Genomic DNA, 21,402 nt, shown 5'->3' with positions numbered 1-21,402 from the left:
CTTACATATGAGAAAAATTATAAAAATTATTTGGAGGTTTTTTTTAATGAAAACAGGAAAAGTTAAATGGTTTAACGCTGAAAAAGGATTTGGATTTATTGAAGTAGAAGGTGGAGACGATGTATTCGTTCATTTCACTGCAATTACTGGTGACGGTTTTAAAACTTTAGAAGAAGGTCAAAGTGTTGAATTTGACGTTGTTCAAGGAAATCGTGGACCACAAGCTGAGAACGTTGTAAAATTATAAATTATAGCGAATTAACTGCCCTTATGGGCAGTTTTTTATAACATTTTATAACATATAGTAAACAATATGTTTTTTAAGATCGTAGTTAGATTATAATTTTGTAATGAGCTTTAAATCAAAGTCATCCTTTAAATTTTTCAAAGGATGACTTTATTTTTTATCTACACTTCCATTTATACTTCCAAAAGTTCAAAGCCAGTTCGAGGGTCTATTTTTCTTTCAGCAGAGTGGTTTATTAATTCTAAGATAATCACCTCACCAATATGCCAAATCTTTACTCCTTCTCTTGTACAGCCTGTAACTGTATCCCTACCACGACCAAATGCTGCATGCAAATGAAGCTTTGGGATTTTCTCTTGATTAACAAACAGTGTCCCAACCCCCACTGATTCACTTACCCCTGATAGATTTGTAAGCGTAGCAACAATTTTTTCTGCCCCACCTTCCTCTGGCCCAACCACAACCTTACTATCTTTTTCAGCACCACCCAGAAAGAATACAGTAGCTGACTGAATTTTATGTTGAAGGGCAAAGGCTTCAATTGTATCTGGCAGCTGATCTCCATGCTCTAAACGCAAAATAAATACTCTACCTATACTCGCTTGCGAACACTTCATTTCGTCATCTCCTCATATGTCTTTTGTGGTAAGTAGTCCTCTCTTACTGGTGCAAACACTTCCACAGCAATCGTATCTTCAATTGCTTCTGCACTATGCTGAAGTCCATCAAGAATACACCAACTATCTCCAGGATGAACATCATAGGTTTTTCCATCGATTGATAAAATCATATGTCCACTAATCAAGTAACCTGTTTGTTCATAAGGATGGCTATGTTTAGGTAACACACTTCCTTTTTTAAACTTAAATTCTACCATTAATGTTTTATCTCCATATACCAAGGTCTTTTGTTCAGTATCTTTTAAGTTGGATATATACCCTTCACCACTCAGCTTGTTAAACATGTTAAAACGCCCCCTCTGGTATTTTTTTTCATTTCTATGAATATTCTACATAAAAGACAATCCTCCTGCTAATACCGATATAAAACCACATTAACCTAATGACTAATGTGGTTTGAGATTATATTTTAAATTTGCTTATAAATAGTTTTAGTTTCTCTGCATTTTCTAGATTACTAGAAGCATTTTCTTTAATATCTATAATACTCTCTAAGATAGTAGATGTCTGCTGTGTCACACCTTCTATACTATCAACACTTTTATTAATTAACTCTGCCACTTGACCTGCTCTATTAGATACTTCATTAGTAGAGGCACCTATTTCCTCAGAGGTGGCACTTAGTTCTGTCATAACACTATTGATTTGCTGTGCATCATTAAAATATTGCTCTCCTGCTTGTACTAAGCTATCATAGTTGGTTAGCACGTCTTTGTCAATAAAGTTTAAAACATCTCTTGTATTATTTACCAAGTTATCTACAGAATTCACGATAATGCTGGATAAAGATTCAATATTTTTTACAGTGGCAGCAGTACTTTCAGATAATTTTCTTATTTCTTCCGCTACTACTGCAAAACCTCGGCCTGCCTCACCAGCTCTTGCACTTTCAATAGCAGCATTTAATGCCAGTAAATTCGTATGTTCTGCTATCTCGTTGATCTGATGTAATAGCTTTACAATATCTTCTACCTTTTTTACTTCTTGTATGGCAACTTCTACATTATCCTTTGCCACGTTGTACATGTTCTTCGCTCTTTCTTTAGACTCAATAGAATACTCTTGTAATGTCTTAGCCCTATTGCTTACCTCATTAGACGAATTTGCTCCTTCTTCGGTTCTTCTTGCAATGGAATTGATGGCTTGGTCAATCTCCTCCATAGTGGTAGTAATCTCATTTGTTGATGTTGCAATATATTCCATATGTTGACTTACATCAGAAGTATTGGTAGCTGTTACTTCAACATTACCTTCTACTTTTTCAGCTAAAGCGTTTAGAGAATCTACGCTGTTGGATAAATCCTCTACACTGGTCATAGCACTATTGATAAAACTGCTGACCTGTAAAGCAAACTCGTTAAGGGTATTTGCTAAAGTACCTACTTCATCCCGCACATTCACTTTTATTTCCTGAATGTGTATCTTCCCCTCCTCATCTTTTTCAAAAGACTTGACTATTTTTAAGATAGGTTTAGATATGGTTTTGCTGATAAATATAGCCAAAATAGCAAAACCCCCTAAGAATACTATCATAAATCCTCCCAAAGCAGTTATATTTCTATGAAGGTTTCTTGTTAATTCTTCACGGTTTTCTTCAACTAAGTCATGTAAATGATCTACATAATTTCCCGTGCTTACTACCCAACCCCAGGGTTTAAAAAGCTGGGAATAGGCTCTTTTAGGAGATAATTTTCCAGTATCAACATCTTGAGGTTTCTCCCACATATAGTTTGTAAATCCATGATTTTTATTATCTTTCGCCGCCTCAATGATTTCCTTAATTAGTTCTACGCCATTTGGATCCTGCGTGTTTATCCTATTTGTCCCCTCCTGCTGGGGAACCATGGGGTGAGCTATTAAACTTCCTTCTAAATTATCAATCCAAAAATATCCTTCTTCCCCATACCTCAGGGCCTTTACTGCTGCTTTTGCACTTTCTTGAGCTTCTTCTTCAGAAAGTTGTCCCTCTTGATACAGTCCATAGTATAATTCAACAACGCTCGTGGCAGTTTCTACTTGCTGTGTAGTATTCATATCATAGTCATTAAAAAGCACTTCCTGGATTGTTGCTATTTGACTTTCGTTTAATTTTACAAGATTCATAACATTGTAAAAACCTAAAGCTGATGTGAGAACAAAACAAGGAACTAAAAAAGCTAATAATATTTTTATCCGTATACTCTTCATTGACATTCCCCTTCGTTTGCATTATTTACCATTATCAGCTATTATACTATTCCAATGTTAATTTGCATAGAACTTTATGTTATTTTTTATAATTTTTCACATTTTTACTTTGAAATTCATCAGTTTTGGTCTTAGCTAAGTTTTTTTATAAAAGTTCTTTTAGAAAATCATCTATAAGTTTTGACACTTTTCATTAGATTTCTCTTTAAGATTCCTTATTAATAAAATACTCCTATCTACGGACGTCAATGTAGATAAAACCCTAAGATCCGATGGAGCAAGGTTTCCACTCAATTTCCTAATGCTTTAGTATGTTAAGCCGACCTTGCTTTCATGAAAAGCATTGGTGCAATTTTTTAACATTTCTTCTAATACTCTTCCATTTCTCAATCTTAATCTTCGATCACCTAACAGTTTAGCCTCCTCTTCATCATGGGTAATAAGGATGATGGGAATATTCCAGTTACTCTTTATCATCATAAATTCATTATACAACACTTTTTTAGTACCATAGTCTAATGCACAAAAAGGTTCATCCAGCAGCAATATTCTAGGTTTCAACACTAACGTTCTAACTAACGCCACCCTTTGCTTTTCACCACCAGATAGTTGATAAGGATATTTATTTTTTAAGTGAGAAATCTTAAAGCTCTCCATAAGATATTGTGGATCAAAACGCTCCTCTCCCTTTAAAAAAGGATAATTTTTCAATCCATAACGAATGTTTTTATCTACTGTCATGTGTGGAAATAGACCATAGGATTGAAAAACATAACCCACTCGCCTTTGAAATACAGGCATATTTATATTTTTTTCTGAATCAAAAAAAATAAAATCCTCTGAAAAAATTTTCCCTGCATCTGGGTAAACCATTCCAGCAATGCAGTTTAAGATTGTGCTTTTCCCAGCACCAGAGGAACCCAAGATTACTAAAACTTCATTATAGGCCTTAAAATTTACCTCTAATTGAAAACCATTATATTGTTTTTTTATCTCTATATTTATCATTTTTCTGCCCTCATCATTTCTATATAATGTTTTTTCTTCACCCAGTGGTTTGTTACACCAATGATAAAAAAACTAAAAAGAATCATAAATAACATCAATTGATTAGCAGTAATATAGTCCCCTGTTTCTACTGCAAAATAAATCGCTAAAGGGATGGTTTGAGTCTTTCCTGGAATATTTCCTGCAATCATTAATGTAGCACCAAACTCTCCCAATGCTCTAGCAAATGCTAACATCACTCCCCCTACAATCCCCGTCCAAGAGAGAGGAAGAGTAACGGTTAAAAAAACCTTCAGCTTACCTGAACCAAGACTCTCAGCAACCCTTTCATAAACTGGATCAACATTAGAAAAAGCTGCCTTTACACTTTGGACCATTAAAGGCAGCGAAACTATGGTTGCTGCAATAACCGCCCCAGCAGCAGTAAAAACAATTTGGACACCAAAATAATCATACAGCCTTTTTCCAATAAAGCCACTTCGTCCAAATAGAATCAGCAGACCATAGCCCACCACTGAGGGGGGTAGCACCATTGGTAATGTTAATAAAGTTTCTAACTGCGCTTTTCCGATAAAATCTTTTTTAATCAACAAATAAGAGATTGCTGTGCCAAGAATAAAAGTAATAAAAGTAGCTATAAATGCAATTTTTAAAGAAAGCAAGATCGTACTTAACAATTAACTCCCCTCCTTCTGATAATAAAACTGATGATAAAAGTTTAATTTTAAAGAATAAAACCATATTTCATAAAAATTGCTTTAGTATCTTCCTTTTTTAAATAAGACAAAAACGCCTTTGCCTCTTGTGAGCTATTACTTGATTGTAGAACTACAGCAGGATAAATAATAGATTGATGAGCTTTTTCCTGGACTTCAAAAAGCACTTCCCCACTTTGCAACTGCTGGCTATCTGTTAAGTAGACCAAACCTATATCTACATTAGAGGTATCTACATAGACTAGGGTTTGTTTTACATCCTTCGTGAAGACATATTTTTCCTCTAGCACCTCCCATAGACCGTAGAAACGCAAAGACTCTTCAGTATATTTTCCCGATGGAACAGTTGCAGGGTTTCCAAAGGCAATCTTCTTTACCTGAGGATCTGTAAAATCTTCTATTTTGTTAATAACCCCCTTCATTTCCCTCCTCCCTATTGCCACTAACTTATTTTGTAACAAATCAACGCTATCTTCTTTTATAATCAATCCTTGCTCCTCCAATATATCTATTTGATCTGAGCCTGCAGAGATAAAAAGATCTGCTGGTGCTCCTTCTTGAATTTGCTTTTGTAAAGTGCCGGAACCAGCAAAGTTATAAAGAATTGTTATATCCGAATATTGTTTTTCATAGTCTTCTTTGACTTCCTGCAAAACTTCCATAAGGCTAGCAGCAGCAAAAACAATCACTTGTTTTTTATCTTTTAAAGAATAACTAGATTGCTGTTCTCCACAGCCAAATAAAAATAAAATGATTATTGCAATAAAACTTATTAAAAATCCCCTTTTCATTTTTAGTCCCTCCTCTCTCATTGCAGAATATGTTTTAACGTGGTATATAAAGATTACACCAGTACTTGATTTACCTGGTGTAATCTTTGTTATAACCTTCTGTCTTCAAGGAATTTCCTCCTATACTTTTTTTCCTTAGAGGGCTAACCGAGATACGATTTCTCCACCCTCTATGTGGGAATCCATAATTTCTTCTACATCTTCTGGCGTTACGCTGCCGTACCAAACCCCCTCTGGGTAGACCACCACTATAGGTCCTTTGCTACAGATACCAAAACATCCTGTATTGGTCACCATCACCTCCCCATCTAACTCACGCTCCTGGATTTCCTCCATAAAATTGTTGACAATCTCTACAGCACCTTTTTGAAGACAAAATCCTTTTTGTTCTCCATTGATTCGAGAACTAGAACAGACAAAAATATGAAACTTTGGTTTATGCATTTCTTCCACACCCCTTTTATCATTTATGAAACAGCTTTTAATTCTCTTACAGCCTTCAGAATACCCTTTTCAATTTCTTCATAGATCTCAACAATATGGATATTATTGGCTTCTAGATTTTTTCTTGGTGCGTTGCCAATACGAAGACATAGTACAAGATTACAATCTCCAAGGACCTTCATGATTTTTTCTATTTTGGTTTCTGTGTCCTCACAGTCCTCCTCACCTCTACAGTATTGATCTACTAAACGCTTTTCTATGAACTCCACCCTATCATTGCTATACTTATAAATGAAGAATTCCTTTACATGCCCAAAATGTTGGTCAATGAGCCTCCCGGTTTTGGAAGCAATTGCAATAGTATATTCTTGTTGTGTTGTTGGTTGATCCATCTTATGGCCACAAGCCCCCTTTCTGAAGTCTAAGGAAACATCTTCTCCTAAAATTCCGATGGCATCTGCTCTGCACTGTCTACAATGATACATTTGCTTTAAGTCAATAGAGCATTTTTTTCTTAGAGCATTTAGTTCTCCATTGCTGACCAATTTCATATCCTCAAATTTACTACCCTTTGCAGGAATCAGCGGCATAATATTACTCATATAAACCCCTAGTTCCCTCACTTTTTTTACTACCTTTTCTATATGATGATCATTCACCCCTTTGATCATAACCATATTCACCTTACACACGATCCCCTTCTCCTGCATCAACTTTAGTCCAACTAACTGCTTTTCGATCAAGAGTTTTCCTGCCTCTTCTCCTGTATAAATTTTATCCTTATAACAAATTTTGCTATAGATTTTAGCCGCAATCTTAGGATCAATAGCATTAATGGTCACAGTGATATGGGTGATGCCAAGATGATGGATTTCATCTGCATATTCCGGCAGCATCAGACCATTGGTGGATAAACAAAAAGTTACATTTGGATCATGCTTTTTAATGAGTTCGATCGATTTTTTTGTCTCCTGAAAGTTGGCTAAAGCATCCCCAGGTCCTGCAATACCTACCACCATTAAATTTTCCAGTTTTTCCTTTACTGCTTTATACTTCTCCAGTGCCTCCTCTGGTTTTAAAACCTCACTGGTGACCCCTGGCCGACTTTCATTTAAGCAATCATATTTACGGTTACAGTAGTTACATTGAATGTTGCACTTTGGTGCAACAGGAATATGCATTCTAGCATATTTATGGGCGGTATCACAGTAGCAGGGATGCTTTTCAGTTTTTTCCCTGACTTCAGTGGTCCATTTTTCTTCCATCATGATCCCTCCCTTTACAGAATATTCGGATAATTTTTAACCTTTTTGATAATATTTTTCATACATATTTTCACGATAATGACTATATTTTTCCTCTATAAGGGTATTGGTGATTTCATCTAAAAATTGCATAGAACCTTCGTAAGCAGTATAAGTCCTTCTTTGTGCTCCTACTCGATCATGTATTGGAAACCCAATACGAACCAAAGGTACACCATCTCTTTCTGTGATGAACTTTCCTTCAGATGTCCCTATTAAAATATTAGCACCTAATTCTTTAACATAATGACGAATAGTTTCTAGGTCTGTATCATCGAGAATCATACAGCCTTCATCCTGTTTCTTTAAGTCTAATTCTAATAACCTCTTTAATTTTGTTGCTTTTGTACCTGTTGAAATCAGTAGAGGTTGTATGCCGTTCTCTAAACATAGCTTTGTCACAGCATAGACCGTATCTGGTTCACCAAAGATAGCAGCACGACCTTCAGCATTATGCTTGTGGGAATCTATCATCCCATCCAACATTCTTCCTCGATCTTCCTTTAATTTTTCTGGCATCTCTTTTCCAGTAATTTTTTCAAGAATTTCTATAAAATCGTCGGTATTTTTTAGACCAATCGGTAAAGGACATCGATAAAGAGGAATACCATAGGTTTCTTCTAAGTACTTCCCAGGAGAAAGGTCTTCAGAAATCAACATCCCCATTTCTATGGTGATAGAAGCTCCTGCCATTTTTTCTATATCCTTTATTTTTGTTCCCTCAGAAGATAGTTTTTGATAATCCGTAGTAAAGGGAGCATCTAAGGTTTTGCTGACATCCGGCAAAATCGTATAACGAATATCAAAGAGGTTTAGTATTTCTTTGATTTTTCTAATATCTGCAGGGGTAAGATTTCCAGCAATAATATTGATACTATCTGTAGGCGTAGTATCCACCGCAATTGTCTCTAGAATTTTTCGCAGGGTAAAGTAAAATCCTTCGTAGTTGGTGCCCCCATACCCTGGTGTTGATACTGGTACAAATACTCTATCCCTGTAAAGAGGTTCTTCCTCCTTAAACTCTGTGATAATTCTTTGCAGATCTTCTCCGATGGTCTCTGCCAAGCAAGTTGTGGAGATTCCTATCATTTTTGGATTATATAGTCGAAGTGTATTCTTCAAACCTTTTTTTAAATTTTCAGCACCACCATGAATCGTTTCCTTTTCATTTAGAGAAGAAGATGCAATATCTATCGGTTCATTGTAGTGGCCGGCCATATGTCTTCGAATATAAGTGCTGCATCCCTGAGAACCGTGAAGTAATACCATTGTGCTTTCGATACCCTTAAAGGCAATGGATGCTCCCATTGGCATACAACACTTGCAGGGATTTACATTTAGATTGACAAAATTTCTATTTTTCATTTACAGCCCCCCTGCTCTCTTTTAATAATTTTCCATACGGGACTATTGATAGAAGCATGTATTTCCTGAGCAAAGTTAATAGCTCCTTCAAATCCATTTAGAGGATGCTTTCGTTCATGGTTGTGATCACAGAAAGCTACACCTAATTTATAGGCAAGAGGTCTTTCCTTTACCCCCCCTACCAAAATGTCTGCTCCTTTTTCCTTCATGAATTTTTCCAGCTCTGTTGGGTTGCTATCATCTAAGATAACCGTTCCCTCCTGTGCCAAGTCACGAATCACTTCATATTCCTCTGCTCTTCCAGTTTGCGTACCTACCATTACTGTCTCCATACCTAAATCTCGGAATTGTTTAATTAAAGAAATTGCTTTAAATCCACCACCTACATAGATGGCTGCCTTCTTTCCCTCCAGTTTTTTTCGGTAATATTCTAGAGCTTCATGGGTTTTCTTTAACTCACTTTCAATTAAAGCTTCTGTCTTCAAAAGAACCTGTTGATCCTTTAGGGTAGAAGCAATTTTTCTAAGGGATGTCACTGTGTCTTCTAAACCATAAAAGCTTACATTAATAAAAGGGATGTCGTAACGTTCTTCCATCTGCTTAGCTAAATAAGTCATGGAACCAGCACATTGTACAATGTTCAATTTTGCTCTAGGTGCTTTTTTCAGTTCTTTATAAGAAGCATCCCCTGTCATTTTTGAAATTAAAGAGATACCCATTCTTTCAAAATAGGATTGATTGATCCACATCTCTCCTGCAAGATTGAAGTCACCTAAAAAGTTAATGCCCTCTTCCTTTTTTTGCACTTCTTCCCCCATTAGGTTTAGTAGAGCATGACAAGCTGCCTTATAGCCGGCGTTTTTGTTACCGGCAAATCCTGAGGATTGTATAGGAATCACAGGAATCTTGTATTTTTTTTCTGCAGCTCTTGCTACACCCTCTAGATCATCACCAATAACCCCTACCACACAGGTAGAATAGATAAATATTAGTTTTGGATCATTCTGTTCTACAATTTCATCAATGGCAGCTGTTAATTTTCTTTCTCCTCCAAAAATAATATCTCGCTCCCTCAAATCAGTGGAAAAACTGTTGCGATAAACTTCTTCCCCACTACTTAAGCTGCCTCGAATGTCAAAGGTATAGCTGGCACAGCCAATGGGACCATGGACAATATGATAAGCATCTGTAATAGGGTTTAGTACAACCCTTGCACCACAGTAAACACAAGCTCGCTGACTGACAGCTCCTGCCACACTATTCTGATCACAGCTAATCTTTTGCTGCTTGTCATTTTTTGATTTTTCTAATATAGAATTACTTCTTTCTTCTAATGCTCCCAAACATCTTTTTGTTCCCATAGCCAATCACTCCATTTATATGAGAGGAATGTAGTTGTATTTAACCACATCCCCTCTCAATCCATTTATTAAAGTACCAATTCAAAGTCTTCATCCAGTGCATCTCTATCAACACGGTCTAGTAAAGCATTTCCAATCATTTCAATCAGACGCATAGCCCCTTTGTACCCTACTATTGGAAAATAACTGTGTACCGTACGATCCATGTTGGGGAAACCAAATCGTACTAGAGGAATATCCTCTGCACGAGCAATATATTTTCCATAGGTATTTCCAATCAAAAGATCTACTGGTTCATTTTTAATCCACTGATGCAGTTCAAATAAATCTCCAGAGCTCTTTACAATACCTTCTACATTAGCACTTTCTAGCATAGGTTTTACTTGTTTTTCAAAAGCTCCTCCAGGAGTTCCTGTAACTACATAAATTGGTTTCATTCCCAGACTTAAAGTGAATTCTGTCATGGCGATAACATGATCTGGATCTCCAAAAATAGCCACCTTTTTTCCATGATAGTGATGATGGGTATCCGTCATAATATCTACCAACTGCCCCCTTTCTTCCTCTAGCTCATAGGGAACGTCTTTTCCAGTGATTTTTACTAACTCCATAATGAATTCATCTGTAGCCTTTATACCAATTGGTAAATTTAATGCATGAGGACCTACCTTGCATTTTTTTTCTAGTTCATTAGCAGCTGCCTCTGAAGCAAATCTTCCTAAGGCCACTGTCGCCATAGAATTTCCAGTATCGATTAATTCTCCTACCTTTGTGCCGCCCTTTGGATACATTCTATATTTTCCTGTCATGGGAGAGTCTACTACACCGCTGGTATCTGGAAAAAGAATCGTTGGAATATCCAATAGTTTAGCAATTCTTTTTAGTTCCCTCATATCTCCTGGTTCTGTATAGCCTGGAATGATATTTACTTTTTTATTGCTTCCATCCCCTTTGCCTTCAGAAAAATAGCTTACCATTGCCTTTACCATATTAGAAAAACCAGTAACATGAGACCCCACATAGCTAGGAGTATTGGCATGAATGACATATTTTCCTTTAGGTACTTCTGAATCCTTGATGGTTGTAGGTAAATCATCACCAATCGTCTCAGAAAGACATGTGGTGCTTACCGCAATGACATCAGGATTATAGATAGAAAATACATTTTTTATAGAAGTTTTTAAATTTGCTCCTCCACCAAAAACTGAGGCCCCTTCTGTAAAGGAACTGGTGGAAGCAACGATAGGATCTCTAAAATGTCTCGTCAAATGCATTCTGTGAAAAGAACAACATCCTTGAGAACCGTGGCTATGGGGTAAACAATTATGAATTCCCAAGGCCGCATACATAGCTCCTATCGGTTGACATGTCTTAGTCGGGTTGATAACCAATGCTTTTCTTTCGTGAACTTCCTTTGTTGTATGATCTAACATGTTGCCACCTCCTCTACAACTTTTCCCTCCAACAGAGGTTCCTTCTTCCAAGGGGGTGTAATAAAGCCCCAAGTTGGCGTATTCATACCCATTGAAACATCTTTTGCAAAGATCACTGCCCCTCTAAATCCTGCATAAGGACCACTGTAATCATAGGAATGAAGCTGTTTTGAAAATATCCCCATTTTTTGTGCTACATATTTATCCTTAATACCAGAACAGAAGAGACTAGGTTTTATACTTTTTAATAATTCCTCTGTTTCAAAATGGTTTAAATCATCAATAACAAAGCTGCCATCCTTCATTTCCTTAATCATGCCATCATATCTATTTAAAGGCATTTCCTTTTTTAATTTCTCCAGCTTTTCCGGAGATAAATATAATTTATAACTACTTTCATCCTTCTCCACATGGATTTCTGGAATATTTCTACTATCAGCATCCATTTTAATGTAAGGAATTACATCTCTACCTTCGTAGTCATCTCTGTGACCAAATTCATATCCCGCCATAACCGTTTCTATCCCCAGTTCCTTTAATAATCCTTGATAGTGGTGGGCTCTAGAGCCTCCTACAAAGAGTAATGCGGTTTTTCCCTCACACATTTTCTTATATATCTCCAAAGGCTTTTGAAGGGCTTCAAGTTCTTCTTTGATGACTTCTTCAGTTTTCTTAATCAGTGTTTCATCACCAAAATACTTTGCCATATTTCTTAAACTATCAATTGTCCCTTGAATCCCTATAAAATTCACCTTCAACCATGGTGTACCATATTTCGTTTCAATCATTTCTGCTATATAGTTGATGGAACGATGACATTGTACTAAGTTTAAATCCGCTTTATGAGCACTTTTTAATTCTTTATAGGTACCGTCTCCTGTCATAACAGAAACAATATGATAACCTATTTTTCCTAATATTCTGGAAATTTCCCATCCATCTCCACCGATATTGTACTCACCCATGATATTAATAGCATAGGGCTTCGTTTCTGCATCCCCTGTACCGATAACATCCTTCATCAATACATTATTTGCAATATGGTGACCTGCAGATTGACTAACACCCTTATACCCTTCACAGTCAAAAGCCAATACTTGAATCCCAAACTCTTCTTGAGCTTCCCTTGCTACAGCATGAATATCGTCACCTATAAGACCTACTGGACAGGTAGAGGAAATGGTGATGGCTTCAGGTTTAAAAATTTCATAAGCTTCCTTGACTGCCTGCTTTAATCGCTTCTCACCACCAAAGACAATGTCACTTTCCTGCATATCTGTTGAAAAACAGTAGCTTAAAAAGTTATCTTCTCCCTTTTCTGATCTTCCCTTATGCCTTCTGGTTCCCCATGTATAATAGGAACATCCTATGGGACCGTGTACGATGTGTACTACATCTCTAAGGGGTCCCAACACAACTCCTTTACAACCTGCAAAACAACAACCTCTATTGGTGATAATTCCAGGAACAGTACGGGTGTTGGCTTGAATTTCTTGCTCTTCCTTAGAATCCTTTAACAAAATATGTTTGGCACGATTTTTCTTGACTTTTGGAGGGTATTTTTCTAAAATACTATCCATTTTTTTCTTAGATATCGCCATATCTCCATCACTCCTTCACTTTTAAACGATTGCTGAGTCTCCTGCTTCACCGGTTCTTATTCGAATGGCTTCCTCCATTGGCAAAACAAATATTTTTCCATCTCCTGGATGCCCTGTTTGGTTCACATTGATAATAACATCTACCACCTTAGCAACATCTTCCTCTGGTACCGTAATGGAAATCCATCGTTTTGGCAACAATCTGTGTTCTTCTGAAATGGATTCTGCCACTGCTGTAGAAATATTTTCTCCAGCTAAAAAACCTTCTTCAATGATTTGATAATGCATTTGTTTTTTCCCTCTGCCAGAAACCTTGGCACAAGTAAATGCGGGAAATCCTTCTGCTGCTAAGGCAGCTTTTGTTTTATTTACCATACTCATCCGAATAATCGACATAATCTCCTTCATATAAGATGCCTCCTTTTACAGTTTTCTTTCTCCACTACTGATGGTGTAGACGTCTTCTACCTCACTGACAAAGATTTTACCATCACCAAAAGCACCTTTTTCTCCTGTTTTAGCTTTACGCTTTATTACCTCTAGGACATGATCCTTGTACTCATCTTCACAGACAAACATCAATAGGTTTTTGGGAATCTCATCGTAAGAGATATCTCCTACTTTAATTCCTCTTTGCTTTCCTCGCCCTACTACTTCTGCTTTGGTTACCGCTGGAAATCCAGCATCATTCAACTCTGCCAGCACGCCAGCTACCTTTTCTGGTCGAATAATCGCTCTAATTAGTTTCATCTATATTCCCTCCTGTAGATAAAATTTTTATTTTCTCCTAAGATTTTTACTGTTAAATAAAAATCTTTTTTTGTTAAGGCAGAGAAGTACCTTACCCCACTACCCTAAAATACCAAATTCCATCATTAATTCTTCTAGTCTATCTGTATGCATTGGCTTTGGCACTACAAACATGTCATTGCCATCGATATTTCTTGCTAATGTTCTATACTCATCTGCTTGATCACATTTACCATCAAACTCAATAACAGTCTTTTTGTTGATTTCTGCTCTTTGAACGATGTTATCCCTTGGTACGAAGTGAATTAATTGACTACCTAACTCACTTGCAAAAGCATTTAATAATTCATATTCATTGTCTACCTTTCTACTATTACATATAATTCCACCTAGACGAGTCCCCCCGGTTTTAGCATATTTTTGAATCCCTTTTGAAATATTATTAGCAGCATATAAAGCCATTAGCTCACCACTGGCAACAATGTAGATTTCTTGTGCTTTTCCTTCACGGATAGGCATCGCAAATCCTCCACAAACAACATCTCCTAGTACATCGTAAAAAACATAATCCAAGTCAGCTTCATAGGCTCCTAAACTTTCCAACATATTAATAGAAGTAATAATCCCTCTACCAGCACATCCTACCCCTGGCTCTGGTCCACCAGACTCAACACACTTGATTCCTGAAAAACCTGGTAATAAGATATCCTCTAAATCAATATCTTCGCCTTCCTCTCTTAAGGTATCCATAACTGTTTTTTGAGATAGACCCCCTAGTATTAATCTAGTAGAATCCGCCTTTGGGTCACATCCCACTATCATGATTTTTTTCCCTGCCTCTGCTAAAGCTGATGTTAAGTTTTGGGTTGTTGTTGATTTCCCAATCCCACCTTTTCCATAAATCGCAATTTGTCTCATCATGTTTCCCCCTTTTGAAATTAGTTTTATATTCATTCGGCAGTGATAAATAACCACCAAAACTGAAAACAATTTTTGCTCTAAGTATATTGTATACTTTTTGTTTTTTAAAAAAATAAAAGGCATACTGCTCTTGTATGCAGTATACCTTCGTTGGTACAATTCATTTTCACTTATTTTTTTGAATTAACTCATAAAATATATTTTGTTTAATGAATATATGCCTCCATTAGTATATATCCTTTAGCCAAAATGTATATTATTTATTATTTATTACTCAAATTTCACTACTTGTTTTTACTTCATTTTTATTCTTTTCTAGTAATCTACAGCTTATTGTTTTGGTGTTGCTTTGTTTTAAATAATATATCACAGAATAAATTGCTTTTCAATACCTTTTTTTTAGATTTTTTTAGATTTTTTTAAATTTTTTCAATATTTAGAAATTTATTTTAAGAAGAATATTGGTTTTTGCAAAATGGTAATGTTTTCAAATTTTTTAAATTTTTTTATACTTTTTTAGCTAAAAACACAGTAAAAAGCTTTTTACATATGGATTTATATAGGAAAAAAAATTCTTGCTATATAAATCACGCCAGCAAGACTGACTGCACTTGATAATGTAGTAAACATTACTGTCTGCGAAGAAAAGTCTGGAAAATTATCGTATTCTACTGCAATAAGTGCAACATTTACTCCTGTAGGCAGTGCTGATGAAATCATGATCACCTGTGCAATGATACCCTCCATATGAAATAGATAAATAATTAGCAGTGCCAACAGTGGTCCTATAACGAGTCTTATAACTGTAGCAAGATATACGTCTTTATTTTTGAGCTCAAAGGCTGTACGTGAAAGCTGTACCCCTAAGGTGATAAGTGCGATAGATACTAAAGCATCTCTAGCATATTCAAGAGCAGGCCAGATAGGCAATTGTGTCATATCATAGGGTATGGCTTTTAGTAAAAATGCTAAAGGAATAGCATAAATGGTTGGCATTTTTAAGACCTTATAGATACACTCTTTCCAATGGGTAGTAGCACGGCCTGCATTTAAAAATCCAAAAGTATTTGTGGTAATGTTTTGTACTACTAAAACCATAATCTGTGCAGTAAGAGCAATATTTAAATAAGGTGTTTCACCATTAATCACAAAGGGTTGGCTACTAAAAACCAATGTCACTAAAGGTATCCCTATATTACCTGTGTTATAAAATAATACACAATTACTAAAAGCATTTTTCATACCTTCACTATAATCACATGCTTTTGCAACCAGTTTGACAACAAATATATTCATCACCATGAGAAAAATAACCGCCATCAATACCTTTGTCATCTCCAGAGGAATTTTGGTAGTATATAAACTTACAAAGGTAAAACAAGGAAGAAAGGCATAAAAATTCAATTTGGTTAAGGTATGTATATTCAAATCGAATTTTTTCGTCAAAAAATACCCTAATGCTATAAGGGCAAATATAGGTATGATATTATTGATTAAAATAAATAAAAATACACTCATTAATATGTCTGTTCCTTTCCCAGTAAAATAATTTTAAATATTATTATACACTTAATCCTACTTCGTGGCAAATCATATTATTCCATAAATTCCATTATCATGAAATCCCATCACCTTTTTAACACGGTATCGATAGATTTAGCTGCTAACATCTTTAAAGTACTTATAATTCTTTCTTTCTTTGTCAATAATTTAAAAAATATATCTTTATAAAGGAGAAAAGTACTCATGGGAAATTGTCTAAATAATTGTGGATGTAACGATTCATCTAATAAGCACTTGCAACATAAAAAAATCTACTTAACCCTTGCAGATCATACAGAAGTCACATGTGATGTATTGGATATCTTTGAAGTTAGTGGTCAAAACTATATTGCTGTACTACCTGAAAATTCTGAAACAGCATTGTTGTATAGGCTTATAGAAAATGAAGGTAATCCAGAACTAAGCAATATTGAAAGTGATGAAGAATATGAATTAGCATCAAAAACTTTCTTAGCTGGCATCCAGCAGGATATGCAATAAAAGAACCTCTATGCTATATATGGCATAGAGGTTCTTTTATTGATAGGACCAATCTATAAAACCTTTCTTCCATTGCCCCTCCCACCATTACCTTGTGTGACTCTTATATTTCTCTATTGAATTTTACATCCTTTTATTTCTTTAACACATAAGAATTCTTTGCATTTTCCTTGTTCCAAGACGCTAAATTATTTCTTCTATTTTTATTCCAATAATTTCTTATAGATTATTCATAAGCGTTAACTTAATACAATTATTACTAAAATTCTCTCGAACTGTCATCCTGAGCGTAACGAAGAATTTTCCTAACACTAAGATCCTTCCACTCCGCTTTGCTCCACTCAGGATGACAAATTATGGCTTAAGTTAACGCTTAATGATAGATTATTTTAATTCTCTTTATATTTAGTATTGAATAATTCGATTAGTAATTAAACGTGTTTATGTTATACTTTAATTGATAATTTTTGTTTATATATTATTTTTCTTTTTTAAAAATAACTATCATTTAAAATCTAAAGGGGGCTTTACTCATGAGAAAACAAGTAAGTATTAAAAAAATTAAAAATGATGCTGAAGAACTATACAGAAAAGGAGACTTTTTCTGTTCAGAAGCTATTGTTAGTTCAATTAAAGAGAATTTTGAAATCGATATGCCAGAAGAAATCATCGCTATGGCTTCAGGGTTTCCTGTAGGTATAGGAAGATCTAAGTGTGTCTGTGGTGCGGTATCCGGTGGAATCATGATGCTGGGATACTTTTTTGGAAGAACAAAGGGAGGAGACCCAAAGGTTCAAAAAACCCTTGAGTTGGCCAACGAGTTACAAGAAAGCTTCAAAAGCAATCATAAACACTTATGTTGTAAAATCCTAACCCATGGGATGGATATGGCATCAGGAGAGCATAAAAATCAATGTGTTGGTTTTACAGGAGAGATCGCCGAGAAGCTGGCCTCTATGATTGTAAGAGAACTACAGCTTGTCAATATTGATGAATAGCGGGGTGAAGAAATGAGTCAAATGATTAAAAAAGTTCCTATTCCTATGGCAGGTCTGATGCTGGCTTTAGCAGCAACAGGAAACTTGGTTTTATCCTATGGTAGTATTTACCGAAACGTTTTTGGAGCAATCTCTGCAATTATATTGGTATTTCTTATAACAAAAATTTTTACTCAGCCCAAATCTTTGGCTGAAGGCTTTGAAAACCCTGTGGTAGCCAGTGTAACCCCCACTTTTTCTATGGGAGTGATGATTTTATCTACCTATATTAGACCTTATTTACCTTCAGCAGCCTTTGCTGTTTGGATTGTTGGTCTACTCATTCACTGCTTTTTAATCCTTTATTTTACCAAGAAATATCTTTTGAACTTTAATATCAAAAAGGTTTTTCCAAGTTATTTTGTAGTATATGTTGGAATTGTTGTGGGGAGTGTAACATCACCAGTATATGGATTGACTAATTTAGGACAGTTGATTTTCTGGTTTGGCTTTATTTCTTATTTGGTATTACTACCTTTAGTAGCCTATAGGGTATTTGTGATCAAAGAAATCCCTGAGGCAGCTTTGCCAACCATGATCATTTTTGCTGCCCCTGCTAGTCTTTGTTTAGCTGGTTATTTAAATGCATTTCAAGAAAAAAATATGATGATGGTAATCTTTTTAGCTTCCTTAGCACTGCTCATGCTGTTTTCTACGCTACTATATATGCCTAAGATGTTGAAACTGAAATTTTATCCTAGTTATTCTGCTTTTACTTTTCCCTTTGTCATTAGTGGCATTGCTATGAAGGGTACCAATGCTTTCTTCTTGAATACAGGAAGAGAAATAGAAATACTGGGTTATTTAGTGAAGTTTTTAGAGTTTTGGTCTATTGCTATGGTGCTTTATGTATTAGTAAGGTATATGATCTTTATTGCTCCTAGCCAAGAAGCTGCTAGTCCTGCTACCAGCAAAAATTAAGTATAGTCTTATCTATTTTAGCTATAGGTTAAATTTACAAGAATCCCCCATCTAGCTTTACCAAAACTAGATGGGGGAGCTTTAATTTTTTTCCTCTTCTGTCAACACTTCATTCATGCTTCCTGTTCTATAACCTAAAGCATCTATAGTAACGTAATGAAAACCTATTTCCTTGAGTTTGTTACCGATTTCATCCATTAGTTGTAAATCAAAGAATCTTTCTCTCTCCGTTTTCTCTACTTCTATTCTAGCAATTTCTCCATGATGTCTTACTCTTACTTGTCTGAAACCTTTGTCTAATAAAAATTGTTCTGCTAATTCCACCATGCCTAACTTCTCTCTATTAATTTCATGTCCATAGGGGAATCTTGAAGAAAGACAGGCAAAAGAGGGTTTATTCCACGTAGGTACATCCATCTCTTTAGAAAGAATACGTATATCCTCCTTTGTCAATGTCGCTTCCTTTAAAGGACTTACTACTTTAAGTTCTTTTGCTGCCTGCATACCAGGACGATAATCTCCTATATCATCATAATTGGAACCGTCTAAAACATAGTTTATATTATGTTGTTTAGCTACTTCTTGTATTTTTGAAAAAAGCTCATGTTTACAATAGTAGCATCTATTGGTTGGATTTTTAGAAAAACCTTCTATCTCTAGTTCTTCTGATACAATCACAATATGTTTTGCTCCTATGTTTTCTGCGTATGTTTTTGCTTCTTTAAACTCTCTCTCTGGAAATGTAGAAGATCTTGCAGTAACTGCAATGACTTTTTCACCTAATACATCCTGTGCTACTTTTAATAAAAAGGTACTATCTACCCCTCCTGAGAAAGCAATTGCTACACTTTCAAGTCCCCTAAGGTTTTCCTTAAGGTTATGAAATTTTTCCTGTAACTTCATAAGCATTATCCTCCATTCTTTATAATTTCTATAAATTTTCTAAATGTATAAGTTGTAATAAATATGAATCATTAGCATTAACTTAAACCATAATTTGTCATCCTGAGGGGAGCAAAGCGGAGTCGAAGGATCTTATGTATTAGTAAAATTCTTTGTTATTCCAAGATCCTTCGCTACGCTCAGGATGACAGTTCGAGAGAATTGTGGTAATAATTGTGTTAAGTTAACGCCTATGATATATGAATTATAATTTATCCCTTGTATCGGCACTTACCTAGCCTGTATAAATACTATTATTTTCATATGTGAATAGTAGGATTTAGTTTATCATAAATTATCTTGACAGTCAATTTATTATGAAAAAATTTGTTGTGTGAAAATTCTCATACTATTCTCGCTATGTTGACACTTTCTTAAAAATTCTTTATGCTTAATGTATTGGTAAATTTATGAAACTATTTATATGGAGGGGAATTTTGTGGAAAATGATTCTAAAAAATTTGCTCGAATGATACTTGTATTGGGCATGATGGGTTTTTTAGCAAATGGAGATAACTATGCAGTTGCTCCTTTATTAATTAATATTTCTAGTGACTTAGGCATCCCGATTACTAAAACAGCTTTGTCTGTAACATCCTATATGCTTTGTTTTGGATTTTTCACGATTTTCTTTGGCCCTTTAGGAGATCGCTATGGAAAAACAAGGATCATCAATATCGCGGCCTTTGGTACCGCTATTTTCAGCATCATGGGTGCCTTTTCTTTTAACTTAACTTCTTTGGTTATTTTTCGTGCTTTTAATGGGGCTTTTGGTGCAGGAATTTTTCCCGTCTCTATCGCTTTTATTGGAGAAAACGCTCAGGATACTAATAGACAAAAAATGCTTGGAAAGTTCTTTGGGATGATGTTTTTAGGAAGTGCCTCTGCAACTGCCATAGGAGGTGCTATAGCTTATTTTGCTTCATGGCGGGCAGTTTATTTTATTTATGGGGTTTTAGAGTTAATCATGGCATTTGTTATGCTGAAAATGTTAGAAAAAAAACCTGGTACAATTCAACATTTGGATCTTCGGAGGGTTTATGGAGAAGCCTTTAGCAATAAAGAATTGCTTAAGGTTGTAGGAACCATCTTTTTAATTGGATTCAGTGTCTTTGGTACCTTTACCTATTCAGGCCGATTTATTCAAAATCATACTGGATATAATCTTCTACAGGTAGGCTTAATTCTTACTTGCTTCGGTCTTGCTACAGTAATCGGTGGTAGAAAAGCCAGTGCTTTAAGGGAGGTATTAAATACTAAATTTGTTCCTTGTGCTGCAATTTTAGCAGTGGTTTCTCTAATGTCTTTAACCTTCTTCTCCTCCCCAATTGTGCTTTCTATTTCTTTGTTTGGCTTTGGCTACGCCTTTGTGTCCATTCATACTACTTTGGTTACCACAGCCCAAGGTCTTATGCCTAAACTTAGAGGTACTGTTATGTCTCTAGTTTCCTTTAATTTATTTGTAGGGGGTGCTATTGGTACTTCTATCAATGGTATCATTTTACAAAAAATCGGTATAGAATGGATATTTTCCTTAGCTATAATTTTTATGGCAGTTATTTTCTTTATTTCCCTATGGGTAATTGACCTTCGTCTAAAGCGCCCAGGAGACTCATCCTTAAAAAATCAGCTACCTCAAATATAGATGCAA

At 35.5% G+C, this 21,402-nt stretch carries 22 protein-coding genes; 5 read left to right on the top strand and 17 right to left on the bottom strand.

Annotation, left to right across the window (positions count from 1 at the left end):
• Window positions 1–46 precede the first annotated feature (46 nt).
• Complete coding sequence (cspD, locus tag CACET_RS06930) at window positions 47–247, top strand: cold-shock protein CspD (protein WP_044823653.1); 201 nt, start codon at window positions 47–49, stop codon at window positions 245–247.
• Between the two features lie 173 nt (window positions 248–420).
• Here the strand turns inward: cspD and CACET_RS06925 are convergent, their stop codons facing one another.
• The 16 genes from CACET_RS06925 to CACET_RS06850 form a co-directional block, all read right to left on the bottom strand.
• Complete coding sequence (locus CACET_RS06925) at window positions 421–864, bottom strand: PPC domain-containing DNA-binding protein (protein ID WP_044823652.1); 444 nt, start codon at window positions 862–864, stop codon at window positions 421–423.
• Complete coding sequence (locus CACET_RS06920) at window positions 861–1,211, bottom strand: cupin domain-containing protein (protein ID WP_044823651.1); 351 nt, start codon at window positions 1,209–1,211, stop codon at window positions 861–863. Before CACET_RS06920 ends, CACET_RS06925 begins: the two co-directional genes overlap by 4 nt.
• Window positions 1,212–1,329: 118 nt before the next feature.
• The gene (locus tag CACET_RS06915; RefSeq protein WP_044823650.1) at window positions 1,330–3,114 is read right to left on the bottom strand and encodes a methyl-accepting chemotaxis protein; all 1,785 of its coding nucleotides are present in this window, start codon (window positions 3,112–3,114) and stop codon (window positions 1,330–1,332) included.
• A 306-nt stretch (window positions 3,115–3,420) separates the two neighbouring features.
• Window positions 3,421–4,122 (bottom strand): ATP-binding cassette domain-containing protein, encoded by a 702-nt coding sequence (locus tag CACET_RS06910; RefSeq protein WP_044823649.1) that lies wholly within the window; start codon window positions 4,120–4,122, stop codon window positions 3,421–3,423.
• Window positions 4,119–4,799 (bottom strand): molybdate ABC transporter permease subunit, encoded by a 681-nt coding sequence (gene modB / locus CACET_RS06905; protein WP_044823648.1) that lies wholly within the window; start codon window positions 4,797–4,799, stop codon window positions 4,119–4,121. The genes CACET_RS06910 and modB overlap by 4 nt, the downstream gene beginning before the upstream one ends.
• A gap of 47 nt (window positions 4,800–4,846) precedes the next feature.
• On the bottom strand, window positions 4,847–5,629 hold the full coding sequence (gene modA, locus CACET_RS06900) for a molybdate ABC transporter substrate-binding protein (RefSeq protein WP_044823647.1): 783 nt from the start codon (window positions 5,627–5,629) through the stop codon (window positions 4,847–4,849).
• A gap of 135 nt (window positions 5,630–5,764) precedes the next feature.
• Window positions 5,765–6,073 (bottom strand): 2Fe-2S ferredoxin, encoded by a 309-nt coding sequence (locus CACET_RS06895; RefSeq protein WP_044823646.1) that lies wholly within the window; start codon window positions 6,071–6,073, stop codon window positions 5,765–5,767.
• A 23-nt stretch (window positions 6,074–6,096) separates the two neighbouring features.
• Entirely contained in the window at window positions 6,097–7,338 is a 1,242-nt protein-coding gene (gene nifB, locus CACET_RS21220; RefSeq protein WP_044823645.1) for a nitrogenase cofactor biosynthesis protein NifB, read from the bottom strand.
• A gap of 36 nt (window positions 7,339–7,374) precedes the next feature.
• Window positions 7,375–8,742, bottom strand: a complete 1,368-nt coding sequence (locus CACET_RS21215) for a nitrogenase component 1 (RefSeq protein WP_044823644.1) — start codon at window positions 8,740–8,742, stop codon at window positions 7,375–7,377.
• Window positions 8,739–10,103 (bottom strand): nitrogenase iron-molybdenum cofactor biosynthesis protein NifE, encoded by a 1,365-nt coding sequence (nifE, locus tag CACET_RS06880; protein ID WP_044823643.1) that lies wholly within the window; start codon window positions 10,101–10,103, stop codon window positions 8,739–8,741. Before nifE ends, CACET_RS21215 begins: the two co-directional genes overlap by 4 nt.
• A 68-nt stretch (window positions 10,104–10,171) precedes the next feature.
• On the bottom strand, window positions 10,172–11,536 hold the full coding sequence (nifK, locus tag CACET_RS06875) for a nitrogenase molybdenum-iron protein subunit beta (RefSeq protein ID WP_044823642.1): 1,365 nt from the start codon (window positions 11,534–11,536) through the stop codon (window positions 10,172–10,174).
• Window positions 11,530–13,137, bottom strand: a complete 1,608-nt coding sequence (gene nifD / locus CACET_RS06870; RefSeq protein WP_044823641.1) for a nitrogenase molybdenum-iron protein alpha chain — start codon at window positions 13,135–13,137, stop codon at window positions 11,530–11,532. Before nifD ends, nifK begins: the two co-directional genes overlap by 7 nt.
• Before the next feature lie 21 nt (window positions 13,138–13,158).
• Window positions 13,159–13,545: a P-II family nitrogen regulator gene (locus CACET_RS06865; protein ID WP_044823640.1), complete on the bottom strand. Its 387-nt coding sequence runs from the start codon at window positions 13,543–13,545 to the stop codon at window positions 13,159–13,161.
• 15 nt (window positions 13,546–13,560) lie between these two features.
• The gene (locus CACET_RS06860) at window positions 13,561–13,887 is read right to left on the bottom strand and encodes a P-II family nitrogen regulator (RefSeq protein ID WP_044823639.1); all 327 of its coding nucleotides are present in this window, start codon (window positions 13,885–13,887) and stop codon (window positions 13,561–13,563) included.
• 99 nt (window positions 13,888–13,986) lie between these two features.
• On the bottom strand, window positions 13,987–14,841 hold the full coding sequence (nifH, locus tag CACET_RS06855) for a nitrogenase iron protein (RefSeq protein WP_144414736.1): 855 nt from the start codon (window positions 14,839–14,841) through the stop codon (window positions 13,987–13,989).
• 522 nt (window positions 14,842–15,363) lie between these two features.
• A complete protein-coding gene (locus tag CACET_RS06850) occupies window positions 15,364–16,326 on the bottom strand; it encodes an AEC family transporter (RefSeq protein WP_044823637.1) in 963 nt (320 codons plus the stop codon).
• 228 nt (window positions 16,327–16,554) lie between these two features.
• Between CACET_RS06850 and CACET_RS06845 the strand changes: the two genes are divergently transcribed.
• The 3 genes from CACET_RS06845 to CACET_RS06835 all read left to right on the top strand — a co-directional run bounded on the left by CACET_RS06845 (window position 16,555) and on the right by CACET_RS06835 (window position 18,809).
• Window positions 16,555–16,851, top strand: a complete 297-nt coding sequence (locus CACET_RS06845; protein WP_044823636.1) for a DUF1292 domain-containing protein — start codon at window positions 16,555–16,557, stop codon at window positions 16,849–16,851.
• A 533-nt stretch (window positions 16,852–17,384) separates the two neighbouring features.
• Window positions 17,385–17,849, top strand: a complete 465-nt coding sequence (locus CACET_RS06840) for a C-GCAxxG-C-C family (seleno)protein (protein WP_044823635.1) — start codon at window positions 17,385–17,387, stop codon at window positions 17,847–17,849.
• A 12-nt stretch (window positions 17,850–17,861) separates the two neighbouring features.
• Entirely contained in the window at window positions 17,862–18,809 is a 948-nt protein-coding gene (locus CACET_RS06835) for a TDT family transporter (protein WP_044823634.1), read from the top strand.
• Between the two features lie 81 nt (window positions 18,810–18,890).
• On the opposite strand, the gene larE is transcribed toward CACET_RS06835, so the two are convergent.
• Window positions 18,891–19,712: an ATP-dependent sacrificial sulfur transferase LarE gene (larE, locus tag CACET_RS06830; RefSeq protein WP_044823633.1), complete on the bottom strand. Its 822-nt coding sequence runs from the start codon at window positions 19,710–19,712 to the stop codon at window positions 18,891–18,893.
• Window positions 19,713–20,190: 478 nt separating this feature from the next.
• On the opposite strand from larE, the gene CACET_RS06825 reads away from it, so the two are divergent.
• On the top strand, window positions 20,191–21,396 hold the full coding sequence (locus tag CACET_RS06825) for an MFS transporter (RefSeq protein WP_242846882.1): 1,206 nt from the start codon (window positions 20,191–20,193) through the stop codon (window positions 21,394–21,396).
• Window positions 21,397–21,402 lie beyond the last annotated feature (6 nt).

Origin of the sequence: Clostridium aceticum (assembly GCF_001042715.1) — a bacterium.
Classification (GTDB): domain Bacteria; phylum Bacillota; class Clostridia; order Peptostreptococcales; family Natronincolaceae; genus Andreesenella; species Andreesenella acetica.
Note: the sequence above shows the minus strand (reverse complement) of the source record. Positions and strands in the feature narration are given on the sequence as shown.

What these genes read in the sequence shown, in the direction of transcription:
- CACET_RS06845 (WP_044823636.1), top strand. Translation starts at nt 16,555, where the DNA reads ATGGGAAATTGTCTAAATAATTGTGGATGTAACGATTCATCTAATAAG.
- CACET_RS06920 (WP_044823651.1), bottom strand. Translation starts at nt 1,211, where the DNA reads ATGTTTAACAAGCTGAGTGGTGAAGGGTATATATCCAACTTAAAAGAT.
- CACET_RS06835 (WP_044823634.1), top strand. Translation starts at nt 17,862, where the DNA reads ATGAGTCAAATGATTAAAAAAGTTCCTATTCCTATGGCAGGTCTGATG.
- nifH (WP_144414736.1), bottom strand. Translation starts at nt 14,841, where the DNA reads ATGAATATAAAACTAATTTCAAAAGGGGGAAACATGATGAGACAAATT.
- nifD (WP_044823641.1), bottom strand. Translation starts at nt 13,137, where the DNA reads ATGGCGATATCTAAGAAAAAAATGGATAGTATTTTAGAAAAATACCCT.
- cspD (WP_044823653.1), top strand. Translation starts at nt 47, where the DNA reads ATGAAAACAGGAAAAGTTAAATGGTTTAACGCTGAAAAAGGATTTGGA.
- CACET_RS06850 (WP_044823637.1), bottom strand. Translation starts at nt 16,326, where the DNA reads ATGAGTGTATTTTTATTTATTTTAATCAATAATATCATACCTATATTT.
- nifK (WP_044823642.1), bottom strand. Translation starts at nt 11,536, where the DNA reads ATGTTAGATCATACAACAAAGGAAGTTCACGAAAGAAAAGCATTGGTT.
- CACET_RS06840 (WP_044823635.1), top strand. Translation starts at nt 17,385, where the DNA reads ATGAGAAAACAAGTAAGTATTAAAAAAATTAAAAATGATGCTGAAGAA.
- CACET_RS06910 (WP_044823649.1), bottom strand. Translation starts at nt 4,122, where the DNA reads ATGATAAATATAGAGATAAAAAAACAATATAATGGTTTTCAATTAGAG.
- CACET_RS06915 (WP_044823650.1), bottom strand. Translation starts at nt 3,114, where the DNA reads ATGAAGAGTATACGGATAAAAATATTATTAGCTTTTTTAGTTCCTTGT.
- nifB (WP_044823645.1), bottom strand. Translation starts at nt 7,338, where the DNA reads ATGGAAGAAAAATGGACCACTGAAGTCAGGGAAAAAACTGAAAAGCAT.
- modA (WP_044823647.1), bottom strand. Translation starts at nt 5,629, where the DNA reads ATGAAAAGGGGATTTTTAATAAGTTTTATTGCAATAATCATTTTATTT.
- CACET_RS21215 (WP_044823644.1), bottom strand. Translation starts at nt 8,742, where the DNA reads ATGAAAAATAGAAATTTTGTCAATCTAAATGTAAATCCCTGCAAGTGT.
- CACET_RS06860 (WP_044823639.1), bottom strand. Translation starts at nt 13,887, where the DNA reads ATGAAACTAATTAGAGCGATTATTCGACCAGAAAAGGTAGCTGGCGTG.
- CACET_RS06865 (WP_044823640.1), bottom strand. Translation starts at nt 13,545, where the DNA reads ATGAAGGAGATTATGTCGATTATTCGGATGAGTATGGTAAATAAAACA.
- nifE (WP_044823643.1), bottom strand. Translation starts at nt 10,103, where the DNA reads ATGGGAACAAAAAGATGTTTGGGAGCATTAGAAGAAAGAAGTAATTCT.
- CACET_RS06925 (WP_044823652.1), bottom strand. Translation starts at nt 864, where the DNA reads ATGAAGTGTTCGCAAGCGAGTATAGGTAGAGTATTTATTTTGCGTTTA.
- larE (WP_044823633.1), bottom strand. Translation starts at nt 19,712, where the DNA reads ATGAAGTTACAGGAAAAATTTCATAACCTTAAGGAAAACCTTAGGGGA.
- CACET_RS06895 (WP_044823646.1), bottom strand. Translation starts at nt 6,073, where the DNA reads ATGCATAAACCAAAGTTTCATATTTTTGTCTGTTCTAGTTCTCGAATC.